We start from the raw sequence: 16,520 nt of genomic DNA on the forward strand, positions 1-16,520 counted from the left end.
GTTAAAAATGGAAGATCAAAATAAAACCGCAACACAGGCCCTTTGCTATCATTGCGGCGAAGATCTGCCCAGGATAAAATATCAGGTAGAAGATAAAGATTTTTGCTGCGCAGGTTGTATGGCCGTTTTCAAGATCCTTTCGGAGAATAATTTATGCAATTATTATGTGTACAATAACAACCCAGGCAGACAATTTAAAAATGAATGTCATTTAGAATATCTTGACGAGCCAAAAATCATTGATCAGCTGCTCGATTATAAACACGAAAGTTCGAGCATCATTACATTTTATATTCCGGCCATTCACTGCAGCTCATGCATCTGGTTGCTAGAGCACCTCTATAAAATCAACCCCGCTATATTCAGCTCACGGATCGATTTTCTTAAAAAACAGGTTACCATAAGTTTCAATCACGACGAAATTTCGTTAAGGCAGCTGGTAGAAACTTTAAACCAGATTGGTTACGAGCCTTTGATCAGTCTTCAGGATGTAATACAGGAACACAGTAGTTCGGTAGATAAAGCTTTAATATTAAAAATAGCCGTTGCTGGTTTTTTAATGGGCAACGTAATGCTCTTTAGCTTCCCGGAATATCTTGGTTTATCAGGTTTCGAGAAACAATTTCAATCGCTTTTTGGCTGGCTAAACCTTACTTTCGCTATTCCTGCCACTTTTTATTGTGGCCGCGATTACTTTACCTCAGCCATAACAAGCCTTAAACACAGGCATATTAACCTCGATACCCCCTTAGCATTAATTATCGCGGTGCTTTTTTTGCGTACTGCTTTCGAAATTGTTTTTGGTACAGGCCCGGGTTTTGCCGATACCTTAACCGGTTTGGTGTTTTTGCTTTTAATGGGCAAATGGCTCAAACAGCGCACATACCATCACATTTCATTTGATCGCGATTACCGTTCCTACTTCCCGATTGCAGTAACTACACTGCTTAACGGCAAAGAAAAACCAATTGCTATTAATGAAGTCAAGATCGGCGACCGGCTATGGATCAGGAGTGGCGAGCTGGTTCCGGTTGATGCCATTCTGATGAAAGGTGAGGCCTGGATGGACATGAGTTTTGTTACAGGTGAGTCTGATCCTGTACATAAAGTTTTGGGCGAAATTATTTATGCCGGGGGTAGACAAACCAGCGAGGCCATAGAGCTTGAGGTAATTAAACCTGTTTCGCAGAGTTATTTAACCGGTTTATGGAACAACGATAATTATAAAAACACTTCCGAAAAACAGAATTTTAACGATAGCGTAGCCAAGTACTTCAGCCTAGGTGTTTTCCTAATTGCATTTGCCGCTACCGGGTATTGGTTGCTTCAAAACGATAGCCACAAGGGCTGGTCGGCATTTACTGCTGTAATTATTGTAGCCTGTCCATGCGTACTGGCTTTGAGCGCACCATTTACTTTATCCACAATTTTATCGGTCTTTGATAAGAAGGGTTTTTATGTAAAAAATACAGATGCTGTTGAAGAACTTGCCAAATGCGATACTCTTATTTTTGATAAAACAGGTACGCTGACCAGTAATGAAAAAGCAGAGATTATCTTTAGCGGAACGATAAGCGATGAAGAAAAGATTATTGTTGCCTCTTTGTTGCGCAATTCTATACATCCCCTGAACAGACATATCTTAAAAGTCTTAAATGTTGACCGGTTTTATTCGCTCAGCGATTATAAAGAGGTGATTGGGAAAGGTTTAAGGGCCAAAATTAACGGCAAAAGTATCTATGCGGGGCATCTGTCAATGCTACCGGTCCAAGTAGCGTCTGCTGGGGAGAGCGGTGTGCATATTTTAATCGATCATGTATATAAAGGATGTTTTGATATCAGGCAACATTGGCGATCAGGGCTGGAACAAATGATTCTAAAACTTTCTCGATATAATTTGCAGGTTTTATCCGGCGATACCGATAAAGATCGCTGGATGCTGGATACGATATTCACCGAAAAAACAACGATTAGGTTCCGCCAGAGTCCGCACCAAAAACTGAATGCTGTTCTGCTGCTTCAACAGCAAGGAAATAAAGTAATGATGTTGGGCGATGGTTTAAATGATGCTGGAGCGCTGAAACAGAGCAACTTTGGGATTGCAATAACCGACAATATTAACAGCTTCAGCCCAGGTTGCGATGCCATTCTTAAAGGCAGCGCCTTAAATTATCTGCCAGATTTTATCCAGTTAAGTAAAGATGGGCTGAAGATCATTAAAACAAGCTTTGCAATAGCCATCGCGTACAACTGTATCGGTATTTATTATGCCGTGCAGGGTACACTTTATCCTTTGGTGGCCGCAGTACTGATGCCAATTAGTACGGTTACCATTATCTCCTTTACCACTTTGGCAACCAGATGGTTTGCCCGTAAAAATAAACTGATATGAACATCCTTTACTTTTTGGTCGGCTGCAGCGTTTTAATGGCCCTCATTTTTTTGGCTGCGTTTTTCTGGGCCTATAAAACCGGTCAGACCGATGATGTGCATACCCCCGGCATCCGTATGCTCTTCGATGATGAATTTCTTGCTGAAAAAAGTGAAGAAGATCACTTTTCTAGCTAAGCATCATCATCTTTTCTCTGTCCACTGGAGAATACCTTTGGCACACAAAACAAACAAAAATTCAGCTTCCTTTATGCAGTTAGAAAAATATACTTACGATAACAAGATTGTTCGAAACTTTGGTATTGCCACCCTGGTATGGGGAATTATAGGAATGACCGTTGGCTTGCTTGCAGCCATGCAACTGTTTAAACCCGCAATGAACATGGGCAGTCAGTACACCACATTTGGCCGCATCAGGCCGCTGCACACCAATGCCGTAATTTTCGCTTTTGTTGGCAATGCCATTTTTATGGGCGTTTATTATTCCCTTCAGCGTTTGTTAAAAGCACGGATGTTTAGCGATGTGCTGAGCAAAATCCATTTTTGGGGCTGGCAGCTGATCATTTTATCGGCAGTAATCACCCTGCCGCTCGGCTTTACTACCTCACATGAGTATGCCGAACTCGAATGGCCGATTGATATTGCCATTACTATCATATGGGTGGTTTTTGGCATGAACATGTTCGGTACCATATTTAAAAGAAGAGAGCGTCATTTATATGTAGCCATATGGTTTTACATTGCCACTTTTGTTACCATAGCCGTATTGCACATCGTAAACTCTTTTGAGCTACCCATTTCTTTCATGAAAAGTTATTACGTGTATGCCGGCGTACAGGATGCATTGGTGCAATGGTGGTATGGGCATAATGCGGTGGCATTTTTTTTAACGACACCTTATTTGGGCATGATGTATTATTTCTTACCTAAGATGGCTGGAAGACCTGTTTACTCCTATAAATTAAGTATTCTGCATTTTTGGTCGCTTATTTTTATTTACATATGGGCAGGTCCGCACCATTTATTATATACCTCATTGCCCGGTTGGGCACAATCACTGGGGGTGGCATTTTCGATCATGCTAATTGCACCAAGCTGGGGCGGTATGATCAACGGTTTGTTAACCTTACGCGGTGCCTGGGATAAGGTAAGGGAAGATGTTACCCTTAAATTTATGGTGGTTGCCCTTACCGCTTATGGTATGGCCACTTTCGAAGGACCATTGTTATCTTTGAAACAGATTAATGGTGTAGCACATTTTACTGACTGGATTGTTGCCCACGTGCACGTTGGCGCTTTGGGCTGGAACGGTTTTTTGACATTCGGTGTCCTGTACTGGTTACTTCCGCGCATCTACAAAACGGAATTATACTCTAAAAAATTGGCTGGTTTTCATTTCTGGATTGGTACGTTGGGTATACTCTTCTATGCCATCCCAATGTATTGGGCAGGATTTACCCAAGGGCTGATGTGGAAAGAATTTACGTCCGAAGGTTTATTGAAATATCCGAATTTCTTGACCACCACATTGCAGATCATCCCGATGCACGTTCTGCGCTCGATTGGCGGTGCACTTTACTTAATAGGGGTTATTGCCATGACTTATAACCTGGCCAAAACCATGTTGGGCGCTAAACTGGTTGCCAACGAACCGGCTGAGGCCATGCCCTTAAGCAAAGTGATTATCGAAACTTCTTCATCGGACAAGGCCTGGCACAGGGTTCTGGAACGTAAGCCAATGAAATTTATGGTATTATCACTCATCATCATCCTAATCGGGGGCATGGTTGAAATGATGCCAACATTCACCATTCAATCTAATGTGCCTACCATTACAAGCGTAAAACCTTATTCGGCGCTCGAACTTCAGGGGAGAGATCTGTATATCAGAGAGGGTTGCGTAAACTGCCACTCGCAAACGGTGCGGCCTTTCCGTTCAGAAACGGAGCGTTATGGAGAATATAGTAAAGCAGGAGAGTTTGTTTACGATCACCCTTTTTTATGGGGGAGTAAACGAACAGGACCTGATCTTCATCGTATAGGCGGGAAGTATTCTGATGCATGGCATTACAATCACCTGGTCGATCCCGTTTCAATGTCACCAGGAAGCATTATGCCGCCTTATGCCTGGCTTACTGAACAAAAACTGGACATTACCACAACAGCAAGTAAGATCAGGGCAATGCAGACATTGGGCGTTCCTTATTCTGATGGTTATGATAGACGTGCTAACGATGATTTAAAAGTTCAGGCCGAAAAGATTGCGCTCGACCTAAAGGAGAATAACATTAAGGTTAAAAGTGACAGGGAGATAGTAGCCATTATTGCTTATTTGCAACGTTTGGGTACTGATATAAAAGCAAACAAAGAAACCATTCCTTCAAATCCATAAAAGATGTTCAACCAGATCAAAAATTTAGCCGGTGGTGAAATATATCTCATCACCTCTCTGCTCATGTTCATGGTGTTTTTCGTGATCGTGGGCATTTACCTGCTCAAACTCAACAAAAAGCATATTGAAGTGATGAGCCAGCTTCCCATTCAAGACAATCAACCTATTGCATATGAAGAAGATTAAACTATTGCTCTTATCGCTGTTTATCTGTATTACCGCCTTCGCTGCGAATACCGCAGAAACCGAAACACCTGCTCAGGCAGGGCTTGGGCTAAAACAGTCGGAAATGTTGATCATCATTCTCTTGGCTTTTGCGGTTGTGCTGCTTTTTGTCTCCCTAACCCTGTTAAATGCATTAAAGGTACTAGATAATGAACAGTCAAATCCTATGCCATACACCAAGCCTGTAAAAGAGCCGGTTATGGACTATGCCACCTGGTTAAAACGGCAGAATGATAAACCATCAATCTGGACAAGACTTTTAAGCCTAAGGCCAATTGAAGAGGAGAAAGATCTGGTAATCGATCATGCCTATGATGGCATTAAAGAACTGAACAATCCTGTGCCAGCCTGGTTTAACTTCCTGTTTTTCGGTACCATGATTTTCGCGGTGGCGTATCTTTTTTACTACCACATTGGTGGATATGGAGATTTGCAGGATAAAGAATACGAAAATGAAATGGCGAAAGCGCAGATAGAGAAAGCAGCCTATCTTGAAAAATCGGCCAATACCATTGATGAAAACTCGGTAAAGTTTGATAATACGCCAACGGTGCTAGCGGATGGTAAAACTATTTATAATACAAACTGTGTGGTTTGCCATGGCGATAAAGGGCAGGGGATTATTGGTCCAAATTTAACCGACGAGTACTGGTTGCATGGTGGAGGTGTAAACAATATATTCAAAACTATAAAATATGGAATACCTGAGAAGGGAATGATTAGTTGGGAGAAAAATCTGAACCCGAAACAGATTAGTGCCGTTGCCAATTTTATTCTCTCCTTAAAAGGAACAAGCCCAGCAGGCGGCAAAACACCTCAAGGTGAAAAATATGAGGCAAAGGATTTGAAGGACAATGAGATGAAAGCGCCGAAAGACAGTGTGAACAAAGCCGATGTCAGCAAATAAAAAAGAAAATAATGGTAGGGGTGGAAATTTTATCTATCCCAAAAAGCCATCGGGCAGGTTATATACCTACCGGAAATGGGTAAGCTACGCGCTGCTGTTGTTTTTGTTTTCTTGTCCATTTTTAAAGCTTAACGGCGAGCAGCTGGTACTCCTCAATTTCATAGCGCGGAAATTTGTTTTCTTCGGATTTATATTTACCCCACAGGATTTTTACCTTTTTGCCCTTGCCATGCTCATTTTTATTATGTTTATTGTGGGCTCTACAGTAGTTCTTGGCAGACTATGGTGTGGATGGGCCTGCCCTCAGACAATTTTTATGGAAATGGTTTTCCGTAGGATCGAATACTGGATTGAAGGCGATGCGAACAAACAGAAAAAACTAGACGATGGCGCTTGGAATGCTGATAAAATAGTCAAAAAAACAAGTAAACATTTTATTTTCCTTGTGATTTCTTTTGCCATTGCGAATACCTTTCTGGCTTACATGGTCAGCTCGGATGTACTCTTTAAAATTATCACGAAGCCCATCTCAGGTCATATTTCAGGCTTTATATCCATCTGGCTTTTTACCTTAATCTTCTATGGGATATTTGCCTATGTACGCGAAGTGGTATGTACGATAATTTGTCCGTATGGTAGGTTACAGGGCGTTCTGTTAGATAATCAAAGTTTGGTGGTAGCCTATGATTTCACAAGGGGCGAACCACGGGGGCATCTTCAAAAAAATGCTAATGCGTTAACAACCGGCGACTGTATCGATTGTGGACTCTGCGTGCAGGTTTGCCCCACGGGTATCGATATTCGCGAAGGTACACAGCTCGAATGTGTAAACTGCACTGCCTGTATCGATTCATGCAACGAGGTAATGCTTAAAATAAACAGGCCTAAAAGTCTGATCGGTTTCTTCAATCAGAATTTTATCAACGAACGTAAACCCTATAAAGTTGGTTTAAAATCTTACGGTTACGCTGCGGTGCTGTTTGTGGTCATGTTGGTTTTTTCTTCACTGATCTATAAAAGAGAAGATATCCAGACCACGGTATTAAGAGCCAGCGGTACCTTATACCAGAACATGGAAGGAAATAAAACCAGCAACCTTTACAATGCAGAGCTGATCAACAAAACCAATAAGGATTTAAGATTTACTTTCAGATCAAAGGAAACGGGAGATGAAATTAATTTCATCCAAAAGGCCGAGGTTTTGCCAAAAGAAGGTTCGGCACATCTTACTTTTTTTCTGATCAGGAGAAATACTGCTATCAAAAAATATAAAACAGATGTTGTTTTCGAAATTATTGCCAATGGCAAAGTTCTGAGCACAGGTACTACAAGTTTCTTTGCACAGCCGCAAGGGATTCAGAATTGAAGCAAGGAATAGTTGAAAGATTGTACAGACTAAGAAGTGGAGAATTGAAAATAACGAAAGAGATATGAACTGGGGAACAAAAATAGTGTTGGGCATGCTTACATTCATGATGTTTATTGTGGGGATGGTTATTTATATGTTTCATGTTCACGGCAGGGATGCTTTGATCGAAGAAAATTATTACGAAAAGGGAATCAATTATAATGTTGAATACAATGCCAAAGTGAACGTTCTAGAAGATGATGCCATTCCCAAAATTACCATTACAAAAACTCAGATTATCATTCAGGTAAAAGATAGTTCAAAATACGATCTTGTTTTAATGCGGCCTGCCAATAGCAACGATGATGTTAAGATAAACGGACGGACTTCAGGCACGGCAAATCTTATTCTGGTTGATAAAACGAAAATGCCCAAAGGAATGTGGTTTATAAACCTTCAATGGCACTCCCTAGGAAAAGATTATCTGTTTAAAAGTAACATCACCCTATGATGGATTTTTTACCATTAGCATTTTTAATGGGGCTTTTCGGAAGCCTTCATTGCGCCGTAATGTGCGGGCCGATTATGCTGGGTATGCCATTCGCGAAACAGAATTTTTTTCAAGGTGGATTACAGCTTTTATTGTACCAATTCGGCAGAATTACCGTGTACGCCGTATTAGGATTATTAGTGGGTGCTTTAGGGAGCAGTATTCGCATTTTTAGCGATCAGAAAACGCTGAGTATCTTAATCGGTTCTATACTGATTTTATTTACAGTGCTACAGTTTAGCAACCTTTATAGAAATAGCTTTTCAAAGCTTCAGTTAAAGGCGCTCAATCCGCTGAGCTGGCTTATGGGAAAAGTAATTAATATGCCATTATGGGGATTGTTTGCCGGAATGCTTAACGGCATCATCCCCTGCGGAATGGTTTATTTGGCACTCGCAACTTCTTTAAATACTGGTAGTACTAGATCTGGTGGTACTTTTATGCTTCTTTTTGGATTGGGTACCACACCACTGATGCTCATGATTTCCCTAGGGGGGATCTTCCTAAGAAAATACATTTGTTTTAATACCAATAGGCTTATTCCCTGGTTTATGTTTTTTATGGGTACCTTACTTATCTTGAGGTCGGCCGATTTGGATGTTCCCTTTATATCCCCAAGGACTATCAGTACGTATGGCCACGCAAAAGACTGCCGATAAAAATATCGCTGATAAAACCTGAAAGGAATGAATGGACTTTACAAATTTCTGTGGAAGTCTCTGAAAGGTGGAACGCTGATCAGTCTACCATTGACACAATTTATTAATAGTTCATGTCTAGCGTACCTGTTTGTTCTGGTTAAATCGTGATACATTGCACGTTTTGGAATATTAAACAACTTCTTGTTGGCCATCATGTATTCAAAGGCACGTTTAATGATTACATTAGGGTCAGAGGTGTCCAGATCAATCCTGTCATTTGTAGAGAGCACTTTGACCCCATATTTGGTTTCGCACTTACCGATCTTCATCAATACTTCCGGTAGGTTCCTGCTGATAAGGAAGTTTTAATAATTCAAAAGCCTATGTATTGTCTGAAATATGGCAATACTCATTAAAGTTCAGTTCAGGTTTATAATGGGTAAAGGTTGCAATTTGGACAATGCGGAAATGTGAATGTGATTGGTAATAAAGATTTGAGCAAAAAAGTTGCAGTTATTTTTTAAAACTCATGACCGAGATTTTGGAATAAAAAGATGAAGTTTTTTTTATCGTCGGGGACAAATATAGTTTTTCCATATGTTTTTCTTTTGCGGATAAAAATAACAATCATTGTAGATTTTAATTTTGACCGCAATATACATATCCTGACATAATGGTGTTTTCGAAATTTCCCTTGACAAATGTTTCGCCAAGTGCAAGGTTTTTCTAACTAGGAGATATGGACAATTACAAGATTTGATCTCTTGACACGCAACATTATGACCAAGTCGAATCGCAGCGCAGAATTGACAAAAAAACCGGTCGCAATCAAAATTTTTTTCATCATTTTACTTCAAGTGATAAATCGATCTCGTCGAAAGACAGTTATTGATGACATTTGTCATAGCATATAATAATTGTTACTCTGTCTGGTTCCTCCTCAAGTAAATTGTTTACGTTTCGATACCGCTCTGATAATTGAGCGCCCTTAGATGATTGAAGCTTGCAATAAGATTAGGAAATGCGGTGCAGTAAAGGTTCAATGAAAGGTTATCCTCCTTGTGAAGTTAGCTAGCACTGTATAGAATTTTATTATTTATTGTTACCTTATAAAGCTCCAATCACGATCATCGATTCGTATGACAAAGATCATCATCACAATATGAACTTTGTATGAACTTTATTATCAAATCTATATTGAATTATTTAATTCTTGACAATTATGAGTATTACTATGTCAAATGGAGTTTATCCGGGTGTTATATCAAACAAAGAAATTGGAGAGGTAGTAACTGCTCCGCGAAACCACCGGCACGGAGGCAATATCATCGAAACTATAATCCGGAGGCGTGGCCACAACATTAGTAAATTAGCCAAATATATGAACATTAGCAGATGTACAATATATCATTGGTTTCAAAAAGAGTCCCTGCCTTCAGATGTGCTTTTCAAAATCGGCACTTTTATCAACCATGATTTCAGCGAAGAATTCCCTGAATTATTTCATATGAAAGTTGAAAGTAATGTAAATAAAAGTTTTAAAAATTGTCATCCTGATGAATCTAAAGACGTAGATCATTGGATACTTAAATATATACTTTTATTGGAAAAATATAATGAAACTCTTTCAAAAAGAGTGAAATAGCGTATCTCAATTCTGTTTCAAACAAAATATTTTTCTGCCCATTTCAATATATTATAAAAGTACTGGATATTATGAGCAACTAGACCTTATTTATCAAACTTTACCATACAAGAGCTCAGATTAAAAATGAGCAGCGATTTGCTTGTAACAATTAATCCCTATATAAATCATGTGCTATCAGGTTATATCCATTCAGCAAGAAAGCAAGTGGATCCATTACATTAATAATGCAGTTGATGCTGATTTTTTCCATACTTGGCATTACCACACCTTAGAAAAGGGGGGAGAGCCAATTTTATTTGTTTATGAAGATAAGGATGCTTTTATAGCGTTTCCATTGGTAAAAAGGGCAATTGAAAACTCTAAACATTTCGATTTAACGACTACTTATGGTTATGGAGGTCCTGTATCGAGTAAAAGAATTGCAGAGCTGAGCATGTCTTTTGTGAAAAATTTCAAAGTCGCTTTCACAGAATTCATGTCTGTCAACAAGTGCGTTTGTGTCTTCTCCCGGCTTAATCCTTTTTTAGAACAAAGACCGTTCTTAACCGATTTAGCTGAGCCAGGTGATAATGGTAGAACTGTTTATGTGAATCTGACTATTTCTCTAGACGAACAAAGGGCAGGGTATGAAAAAAGGTTGGCAAGGCAGATTCGTCAGTTACGAAAAGAAGGATATACAATCAGAGACACACAATCACCCGATGATATCAAGGCTTTTACAATGATTTACAACCAAAATATGACACGTTTGCAAGCGGATGCCAGTTATTTTTATAGTGAGGAATACTTCACAGCCTTATTAAAGAATAATCAGTCAGGTAGTAAGCTTATCGCTATATTCGATAATGGGCTAATGATCTGCGGTTCCATCGTGTTATACTTCCGCAATATCATCCGAAACCATCTGTCGGCCACAATTGAATCTCATATACGCAAATCTCCTAGTAAGCTACTCACTGATGAAATTAGCATTTTAGGAAGGAAATTAGGAATGAGGTATTTTCATATGGGTGGTGGAGTTGGTGGTGAAGAGGATTCTTTGTTCCGTTTTAAAGCTTCATTTTCTCCACTGACTTTACAAGATTACACTTGGTGCTTTATCGCCAATAAAGACGCTTATAACCAACTTGCAGAGCGCCAAGATCGGAATTCAGGCTTTTTCCCGGTATATAGAACTCCTCCAAATACCAAAGGTATCATTTTGTCTTCTGGTGAGTTGCCAGGTTCAAACCTCAGTGATTTCTAATGATATAAGCGCACAATAATATTGGATAGCAATCAATTTAAATTACGATTGTAAGGTGCGTTTCACTCTCTTTTAATAAACTTGTATTTGCGTGATTGTTCCAGTAGGTAACATCAAATTCATTGAGAACTGAAGCCCTGCAATCAGGTTTTCTTGACGTAGGTCTATTCAAATTTCCGATCCGGGCTACTGTTTTCTCCAAGGCGCAGCTAGATGCTACATTATGTTTTTTTTGTCATTAAATCTAATTTTTCACTTTTGTAATGATAATCTTTTGCATACAGTCTATCCTGCTTAATACAGGAAAATACCCTTAAGACGAGCTTTGATCTGATGGCATTAAAAACAAGCATCTTCGGTTTTCCCTCTATTTCAGTTTTTCTTTTGAAGTAAGCTTGAATTTCAGGCACAAAACGATTAGATAGCATTGCACATGTATGCAAAAGTGTTTTCATTTTTTTATTAGCAATATTTGAGACATGACTCTTGGCTTGCAGCCCGGTTCCTGATTGTTTTGGATAGGGAGCCAAACCTGCATAAGCTGCAAATTGTTTAGGACTACTGATGGTTTCGAATTCGTTGGAAGTTATGATCATCTGTAACGCCGTAAAGTGCCCAACGCAAGGAATTGATGTGATAATATCCATCATTCTTTTAATCTTAGGGTCGGACAAGCATAATAAGTTAATAGTTTCATCTAAGATATGGATATCAGCCTCTAAGGCGTCTATGGTTCTTGATGAAAACTTTTCGTTTTGAATTGCAAATTTGGTGCTAATAAATAAAAGATCTTCTTTCAATGGCGTTTTTAGTGCTCTTTTTGTTCTTGCAAGCCTGTCTCTCAATGCGACTAAGCTGGCAAGCTCCTGAATGATTTTTCGCTTTCCTTGCCATAACCTCAAATCATCCTTTAATTTTTTGAGGTAAGTGGCAATTCTTATGGAATCAAGCTTGTCGTTCTTACCTCTTAAATTACCTAGTGAGTTTTTGATATGAGTGGGGTTTTCATAGACAATATTTGCTTTTTTCCTTTCTAGCATACTCAGGATTTTATTGGAATAAATTCCGGTATGTTCCATTCCAAACACTGAATTTGATAGCTTAAATCCATTAATTTCTTTTAGCTCAACGAGCATCGATGCTATTGCAGTGTCGTCATTTGCGATTTTTTTATGATAGATCAGTTTTTCTACATTCATAATTGCAAAGTCAAGGGTCAATTTACTAACATCAATTCCAATAAAGTATTTATATCGTTTCATGTTTAAATAGTTGTCCCTTGACAGTTGGGCATCTCATCGTAATATAGGTCTTGATCCTCATTTTGATATTGATTCAACCCAACTGAATGTTTATACTTATCTCCTGCAAAACTTAAAATCCTTAATCATGCCGTAAGTCTTTGTCTTGATGGTATACATAGGTCATTCTAACTCATTGCATTTCAATAATTACTTCGCATTAAGGGACATTTTTCTTTGAAGTCTAATTATTTTGTGATGACAAATTTTAAGGAATTACACTCATCACAAATCCACTTGTTTTTTTTTATTTTAACTTATACCAACATAAGCTTTTTTTGTTCGTTGACTGATGCAAGTATTTTTGCTCATCGCCTCAATGAAGAAACGTCATTTTTTCAATTTTATGCACTGGCAAAATACTTCGGTCTTTAAGTCCCTTAATATTTGTGTGAGATGACTTAATCAGCTATTTGGTTCAACATATAGTGACTCCAAAATTATGAGGTTCAAGACAGGCAAAATGTTCGCTTTTATGCTACAATTTTCTATTTGCGAAATACTGCATATAAGCTTAGCTAATAGGGGAGGGATATCTTCGTTTTTGAGATTTGATATGCTTTAAATATCTATTCACAAATTTAAAATTCAATAACTGCTTACCGGCCTTTTTTAGATAAACTTTCTTTTTTTGAATGTGCTAATCACATCACTTGGCTACTGTAAACGTTTTGGCTTCATACAGTATGGTGTTATCAGAAATTCCTTACAATTATTTGAAAATTCCCTGTCATATTGTCCTAAAAACGAAGCGTTAAACAGTTCAAATAACAATTCAGTAAATGACTTATTAAAAGTATGTTTGATGCTATATTTACGAATGTGACGAATATCATTATTGGTGCAAAACAAGCTTTAATCAATCATGCTACATTCACTTAAATGATTTAATTTTCTAAATTGATGGAGAAAGTAGAAATTATTAAACTTATAGAAAATACAAAAGCTGGAAACGGGCAAAAAATAATATCATTATTACTACCCACTTTAAAATTCAGTTTGGATGAGTCTGCTGCAATAAAGCAATCAAGGTCGCAGATTGGAGGAGCGCCCACGATCTTTGATCAGCACTATCCATTATTTAATAATGTTCCCTTAATCTTTCTAGCACAAATTTCCTTAAATGATATTCATTACCTGAATGAATTATTACCTAAGAGTGGCCTGCTATGTTTTTTTATACTCTTAAATGATATTGGCAACCGTTATCCTGACCAAAAAAATGAATTTAAAGTGGTGTTTGTCAACAGTACGATACAAGGCAATGTTAATGGAAAAAGTGAGGAAATTCCAGCATTGCCTATTTCCTTTGTCGAACATTATGCCTTTCCTTCTTATCAGGAAAATCTGATTGTTAAAAATAATATTAGTGATGAAGATTTATTTTTTATGGAATTGCTTGAAATGGAACTTCAATCCCCATCGGCATTGACTGATATCGGGCATCAAATATTAGGGCATCCAAACGCTGTTCAAGGTACAGTAAGGTTTTGGTGGGCTGCGAAATATTTAGGTATTGATCACATTGATGCTATCACCAAGGAGCAAATGGATCGCATTAACCAGGTGGAAGATCAGTTTGTACTTTTGCTTCAGTTGGATTTTAGCGATCCAAAAATCGGCATTGATCATTTTGGAGATAGCGTTGCTTACTTCGGTATCCATGAAGAAGATTTAGCTAAAGAGAATTTTGACAATGTGATCCTGGTGATGCAAACTACCTAGTGATTAGATTATACCATAGTTGGGCCTGTCTAGCCCTTAGCCGCTGACTGCGTGGAAAGGGATGGTAACCCCTTTTTTAACCCATCCATTTCTTTGGATATATATATAGTTTTAAAGATAATAATGCTATTTTGTTGACCACAAAATAGAAAACAGGGGTGGCTTACATTAATGTATGGGAATTCGTTTATGGAAAACAAAATAAATTTAATGTTGATTATTCCGACACTTCTGTTAAGCGGTTGCGCACTCCAAAGTCATAGAAAAGGTGAATGGATCGGTACCTACAAAAGACAGGTGTTTATTGCGTGTGTGATATCATCAAATCCAAAATTGGTTGAAAATTTTTATCCTGAACAATAAGTGTAATTTTAAAATTATCGTTTATGATCCTAAGATCAAACTGGTCTATTTCATTTATAGAAAAGTAATTTAGTATCTAATTTGATTATTGATGATCGTATCATTACAAGAAATGCAGGAAGATATATTCCATAGATTTACTGCTCAAAAAAATGGGGGAGATTTTGGAGTTATTCAAATAAAATTTCCATTAAACACTGAGATACCTAGTGTATCTCTGTCGCATTATAAGGCTAAAAACTTTACCTATAAATTCTCATTTACAAGTGTTCAGTCGTATATGGTAATGCAAGAAAATCTTCCAGATGAAACCAGAGAAGGGTTAAAGTATTCAAATGAATTCAAATCACTTATACTAAAAGAATTATTAGGCTCTAAATATATGGAGTATTTGAATCAGTGGACTGATCTTCGAATCTTTTTTGATGACCTTAGCTTACAGAACCTTAAACATTATTGTGTATATGCTCAAAATATTATTGTTAATATCATTACTGATAAAATTCCTATGATTGAAATTTTTGAGGATTAATCTTAAATTTATTGTTAACCCAAACCTCATTCCATATCACTTCATGTCAGATTGTGAAGCAATTTTCTCCATTTGAAATGAAAAAGGTGATTTTCAATAAATAAAAAAGAAACCAGTTCAGCAAAGCCTTTGAACATTTAATTTCTTCAATAAAAGTATCTGCTCGGATGGAATTAACAGTGATGGAAGTTCATTTAATATTAAAACATAGTTTTCATCCATCACCAGGTTACTGCAAGAGCCGTCATTTTTGAATACAAAGCGCTCAATCCGAATGTTCCTTGCATGCCATAATCTCTGATGGTTTTTTTTAAAACCATTTTCAAAGATTATCGTTAAGGTGGCTGTTTGGTCGTCAGTCCATGGCACCTGGTATTGATCATTTAACTTTTTTACATTGATGTAATTTGCCAAGTCACATAATTCTTTAAATGTATTCAACGATAAAATTTTTGAAGATTTGCCATTGGTTCTGGTAAATGCAATCCCCTCGAAATCACCTTTACCAGTATGATACAGCGTTAAATTAAATACCGGGCAATTGCCAAAACAACCTGAAGCATTCATTTCGATAGATTTTACATTATCGTTTACAGGTACTTCCAACTCAATGAAGCTGTTATATTTGAAAACTAGCGTGTCTGTAATCAGCACCTCCTTATAGGAAAAAGGAATTTTGCTTTCAAAGTCAGGTTGTTGGGTTTTGCGAAAGAGCCTTAAATAGTTTTTTGTGCCAATTTTTATGGGCTTTATCAGCTCACAGTTTTCAAATGAATTCTTAGAAAATCTAAAAAGTTGAAATTTATTATTTCCTTTATCTATGAAAACATAGTTGATGTAATCATACCAATATGCAATAAAAACCAAGTCGGTTAAACCATCATTGGTAACATCTGCCTTCTCCCAATTTTTGATATTCCAGTTGGCAAGTATGCCATCACATTTAAGATTTTTTAAGAGTGAATCCGTTGGTTGTACTTGAAACCTTCCGAATTTATCTTTTGCAAAGTCGGGATTTTCCGACTTTACGAAAGTATTTACATCGGAATCAGTAATCAAATCATCAATCCTATTCGCGTAAGCGGCCGAATTCCAAAAGAAAATTGAAAATATCAATATTACATAGTGGCGCATGTTATTTTATTTTACCTATTAAGTTTAAATGGTGTGGATTGCGGTATTGATTAAATTTAGAATTTTTTTCTTCGTTTTTTTTGAAACCGAAAAATGGCTGTATAAGTTTTTTTATAA

The 16,520-nt window shown here is 37.6% G+C and carries 15 protein-coding genes; 12 read left to right on the top strand and 3 right to left on the bottom strand.

Annotated features, from left to right (window positions below; genetic code table 11):
* The first annotated feature begins 7 nt into the window (after positions 1-7).
* The 8 genes from EA772_RS16010 to EA772_RS16045 all read left to right on the top strand — a co-directional run bounded on the left by EA772_RS16010 (position 8) and on the right by EA772_RS16045 (position 8,472).
* Positions 8-2,392: a heavy metal translocating P-type ATPase metal-binding domain-containing protein gene (locus tag EA772_RS16010; protein WP_124914087.1), complete on the top strand. Its 2,385-nt coding sequence runs from the start codon at positions 8-10 to the stop codon at positions 2,390-2,392.
* Positions 2,389-2,568, top strand: a complete 180-nt coding sequence (ccoS, locus tag EA772_RS16015) for a cbb3-type cytochrome oxidase assembly protein CcoS (protein WP_124914088.1) — start codon at positions 2,389-2,391, stop codon at positions 2,566-2,568. The genes EA772_RS16010 and ccoS overlap by 4 nt, the downstream gene beginning before the upstream one ends.
* Before the next feature lie 73 nt (positions 2,569-2,641).
* The gene (gene ccoN / locus EA772_RS16020; RefSeq protein ID WP_124914089.1) at positions 2,642-4,783 is read left to right on the top strand and encodes a cytochrome-c oxidase, cbb3-type subunit I; all 2,142 of its coding nucleotides are present in this window, start codon (positions 2,642-2,644) and stop codon (positions 4,781-4,783) included.
* Positions 4,784-4,786: 3 nt separating this feature from the next.
* A complete protein-coding gene (locus EA772_RS16025; RefSeq protein ID WP_124914090.1) occupies positions 4,787-4,969 on the top strand; it encodes a hypothetical protein in 183 nt (60 codons plus the stop codon).
* Positions 4,956-5,915: a cbb3-type cytochrome c oxidase N-terminal domain-containing protein gene (locus EA772_RS16030; RefSeq protein ID WP_246833963.1), complete on the top strand. Its 960-nt coding sequence runs from the start codon at positions 4,956-4,958 to the stop codon at positions 5,913-5,915. Before EA772_RS16025 ends, EA772_RS16030 begins: the two co-directional genes overlap by 14 nt.
* The gene (gene ccoG / locus EA772_RS16035) at positions 5,902-7,281 is read left to right on the top strand and encodes a cytochrome c oxidase accessory protein CcoG (RefSeq protein WP_124914091.1); all 1,380 of its coding nucleotides are present in this window, start codon (positions 5,902-5,904) and stop codon (positions 7,279-7,281) included. Before EA772_RS16030 ends, ccoG begins: the two co-directional genes overlap by 14 nt.
* 64 nt (positions 7,282-7,345) lie before the next feature.
* Positions 7,346-7,774, top strand: coding sequence for a FixH family protein (locus EA772_RS16040; protein WP_124914092.1), 429 nt, complete (start codon positions 7,346-7,348; stop codon positions 7,772-7,774).
* Positions 7,771-8,472: a sulfite exporter TauE/SafE family protein gene (locus tag EA772_RS16045; protein WP_124914093.1), complete on the top strand. Its 702-nt coding sequence runs from the start codon at positions 7,771-7,773 to the stop codon at positions 8,470-8,472. Before EA772_RS16040 ends, EA772_RS16045 begins: the two co-directional genes overlap by 4 nt.
* 38 nt (positions 8,473-8,510) lie before the next feature.
* Here the strand turns inward: EA772_RS16045 and EA772_RS16050 are convergent, their stop codons facing one another.
* A complete protein-coding gene (locus EA772_RS16050) occupies positions 8,511-8,783 on the bottom strand; it encodes a hypothetical protein (protein WP_124914094.1) in 273 nt (90 codons plus the stop codon).
* Between the two features lie 893 nt (positions 8,784-9,676).
* On the opposite strand from EA772_RS16050, the gene EA772_RS16055 reads away from it, so the two are divergent.
* Positions 9,677-10,099 (top strand): helix-turn-helix transcriptional regulator, encoded by a 423-nt coding sequence (locus EA772_RS16055; protein WP_124914095.1) that lies wholly within the window; start codon positions 9,677-9,679, stop codon positions 10,097-10,099.
* Between the two features lie 169 nt (positions 10,100-10,268).
* Positions 10,269-11,348, top strand: a complete 1,080-nt coding sequence (locus EA772_RS16060; protein ID WP_124914096.1) for a GNAT family N-acetyltransferase — start codon at positions 10,269-10,271, stop codon at positions 11,346-11,348.
* A 221-nt stretch (positions 11,349-11,569) separates the two neighbouring features.
* Here EA772_RS16060 and EA772_RS16065 read toward each other — a convergent pair whose 3' ends face one another.
* Positions 11,570-12,610, bottom strand: coding sequence for an IS110 family transposase (locus tag EA772_RS16065; RefSeq protein ID WP_124914097.1), 1,041 nt, complete (start codon positions 12,608-12,610; stop codon positions 11,570-11,572).
* 942 nt (positions 12,611-13,552) lie between these two features.
* Between EA772_RS16065 and EA772_RS16070 the strand changes: the two genes are divergently transcribed.
* Positions 13,553-14,374 carry a DUF1963 domain-containing protein gene (locus tag EA772_RS16070; RefSeq protein ID WP_124914098.1) on the top strand — a complete coding sequence of 274 codons (822 nt, stop codon included), beginning with the start codon at positions 13,553-13,555 and terminating at the stop codon, positions 14,372-14,374.
* 454 nt (positions 14,375-14,828) lie between these two features.
* Entirely contained in the window at positions 14,829-15,269 is a 441-nt protein-coding gene (locus EA772_RS16075) for a hypothetical protein (protein ID WP_124914099.1), read from the top strand.
* Positions 15,270-15,386: 117 nt separating this feature from the next.
* Here the strand turns inward: EA772_RS16075 and EA772_RS16080 are convergent, their stop codons facing one another.
* Positions 15,387-16,403, bottom strand: a complete 1,017-nt coding sequence (locus tag EA772_RS16080) for a DUF6438 domain-containing protein (RefSeq protein ID WP_124914100.1) — start codon at positions 16,401-16,403, stop codon at positions 15,387-15,389.
* Positions 16,404-16,520 lie beyond the last annotated feature (117 nt).

It is taken from the genome of Pedobacter sp. G11 (assembly GCF_003860265.1).
Classification (GTDB): domain Bacteria; phylum Bacteroidota; class Bacteroidia; order Sphingobacteriales; family Sphingobacteriaceae; genus Pedobacter; species Pedobacter agri.

Coding starts and splice junctions, on each gene's coding strand:
- EA772_RS16010 (WP_124914087.1), top strand. CDS start 8: ATGGAAGATCAAAATAAAACCGCAACACAGGCCCTTTGCTATCATTGC.
- EA772_RS16060 (WP_124914096.1), top strand. CDS start 10,269: ATGTGCTATCAGGTTATATCCATTCAGCAAGAAAGCAAGTGGATCCAT.
- ccoS (WP_124914088.1), top strand. CDS start 2,389: ATGAACATCCTTTACTTTTTGGTCGGCTGCAGCGTTTTAATGGCCCTC.
- EA772_RS16065 (WP_124914097.1), bottom strand. CDS start 12,610: ATGAAACGATATAAATACTTTATTGGAATTGATGTTAGTAAATTGACC.
- EA772_RS16075 (WP_124914099.1), top strand. CDS start 14,829: ATGATCGTATCATTACAAGAAATGCAGGAAGATATATTCCATAGATTT.
- EA772_RS16055 (WP_124914095.1), top strand. CDS start 9,677: ATGAGTATTACTATGTCAAATGGAGTTTATCCGGGTGTTATATCAAAC.
- EA772_RS16080 (WP_124914100.1), bottom strand. CDS start 16,403: ATGCGCCACTATGTAATATTGATATTTTCAATTTTCTTTTGGAATTCG.
- EA772_RS16030 (WP_246833963.1), top strand. CDS start 4,956: ATGAAGAAGATTAAACTATTGCTCTTATCGCTGTTTATCTGTATTACC.
- EA772_RS16070 (WP_124914098.1), top strand. CDS start 13,553: ATGGAGAAAGTAGAAATTATTAAACTTATAGAAAATACAAAAGCTGGA.
- EA772_RS16025 (WP_124914090.1), top strand. CDS start 4,787: ATGTTCAACCAGATCAAAAATTTAGCCGGTGGTGAAATATATCTCATC.
- EA772_RS16050 (WP_124914094.1), bottom strand. CDS start 8,783: ATGAAGATCGGTAAGTGCGAAACCAAATATGGGGTCAAAGTGCTCTCT.
- EA772_RS16040 (WP_124914092.1), top strand. CDS start 7,346: ATGAACTGGGGAACAAAAATAGTGTTGGGCATGCTTACATTCATGATG.
- ccoN (WP_124914089.1), top strand. CDS start 2,642: ATGCAGTTAGAAAAATATACTTACGATAACAAGATTGTTCGAAACTTT.
- EA772_RS16045 (WP_124914093.1), top strand. CDS start 7,771: ATGATGGATTTTTTACCATTAGCATTTTTAATGGGGCTTTTCGGAAGC.
- ccoG (WP_124914091.1), top strand. CDS start 5,902: ATGTCAGCAAATAAAAAAGAAAATAATGGTAGGGGTGGAAATTTTATC.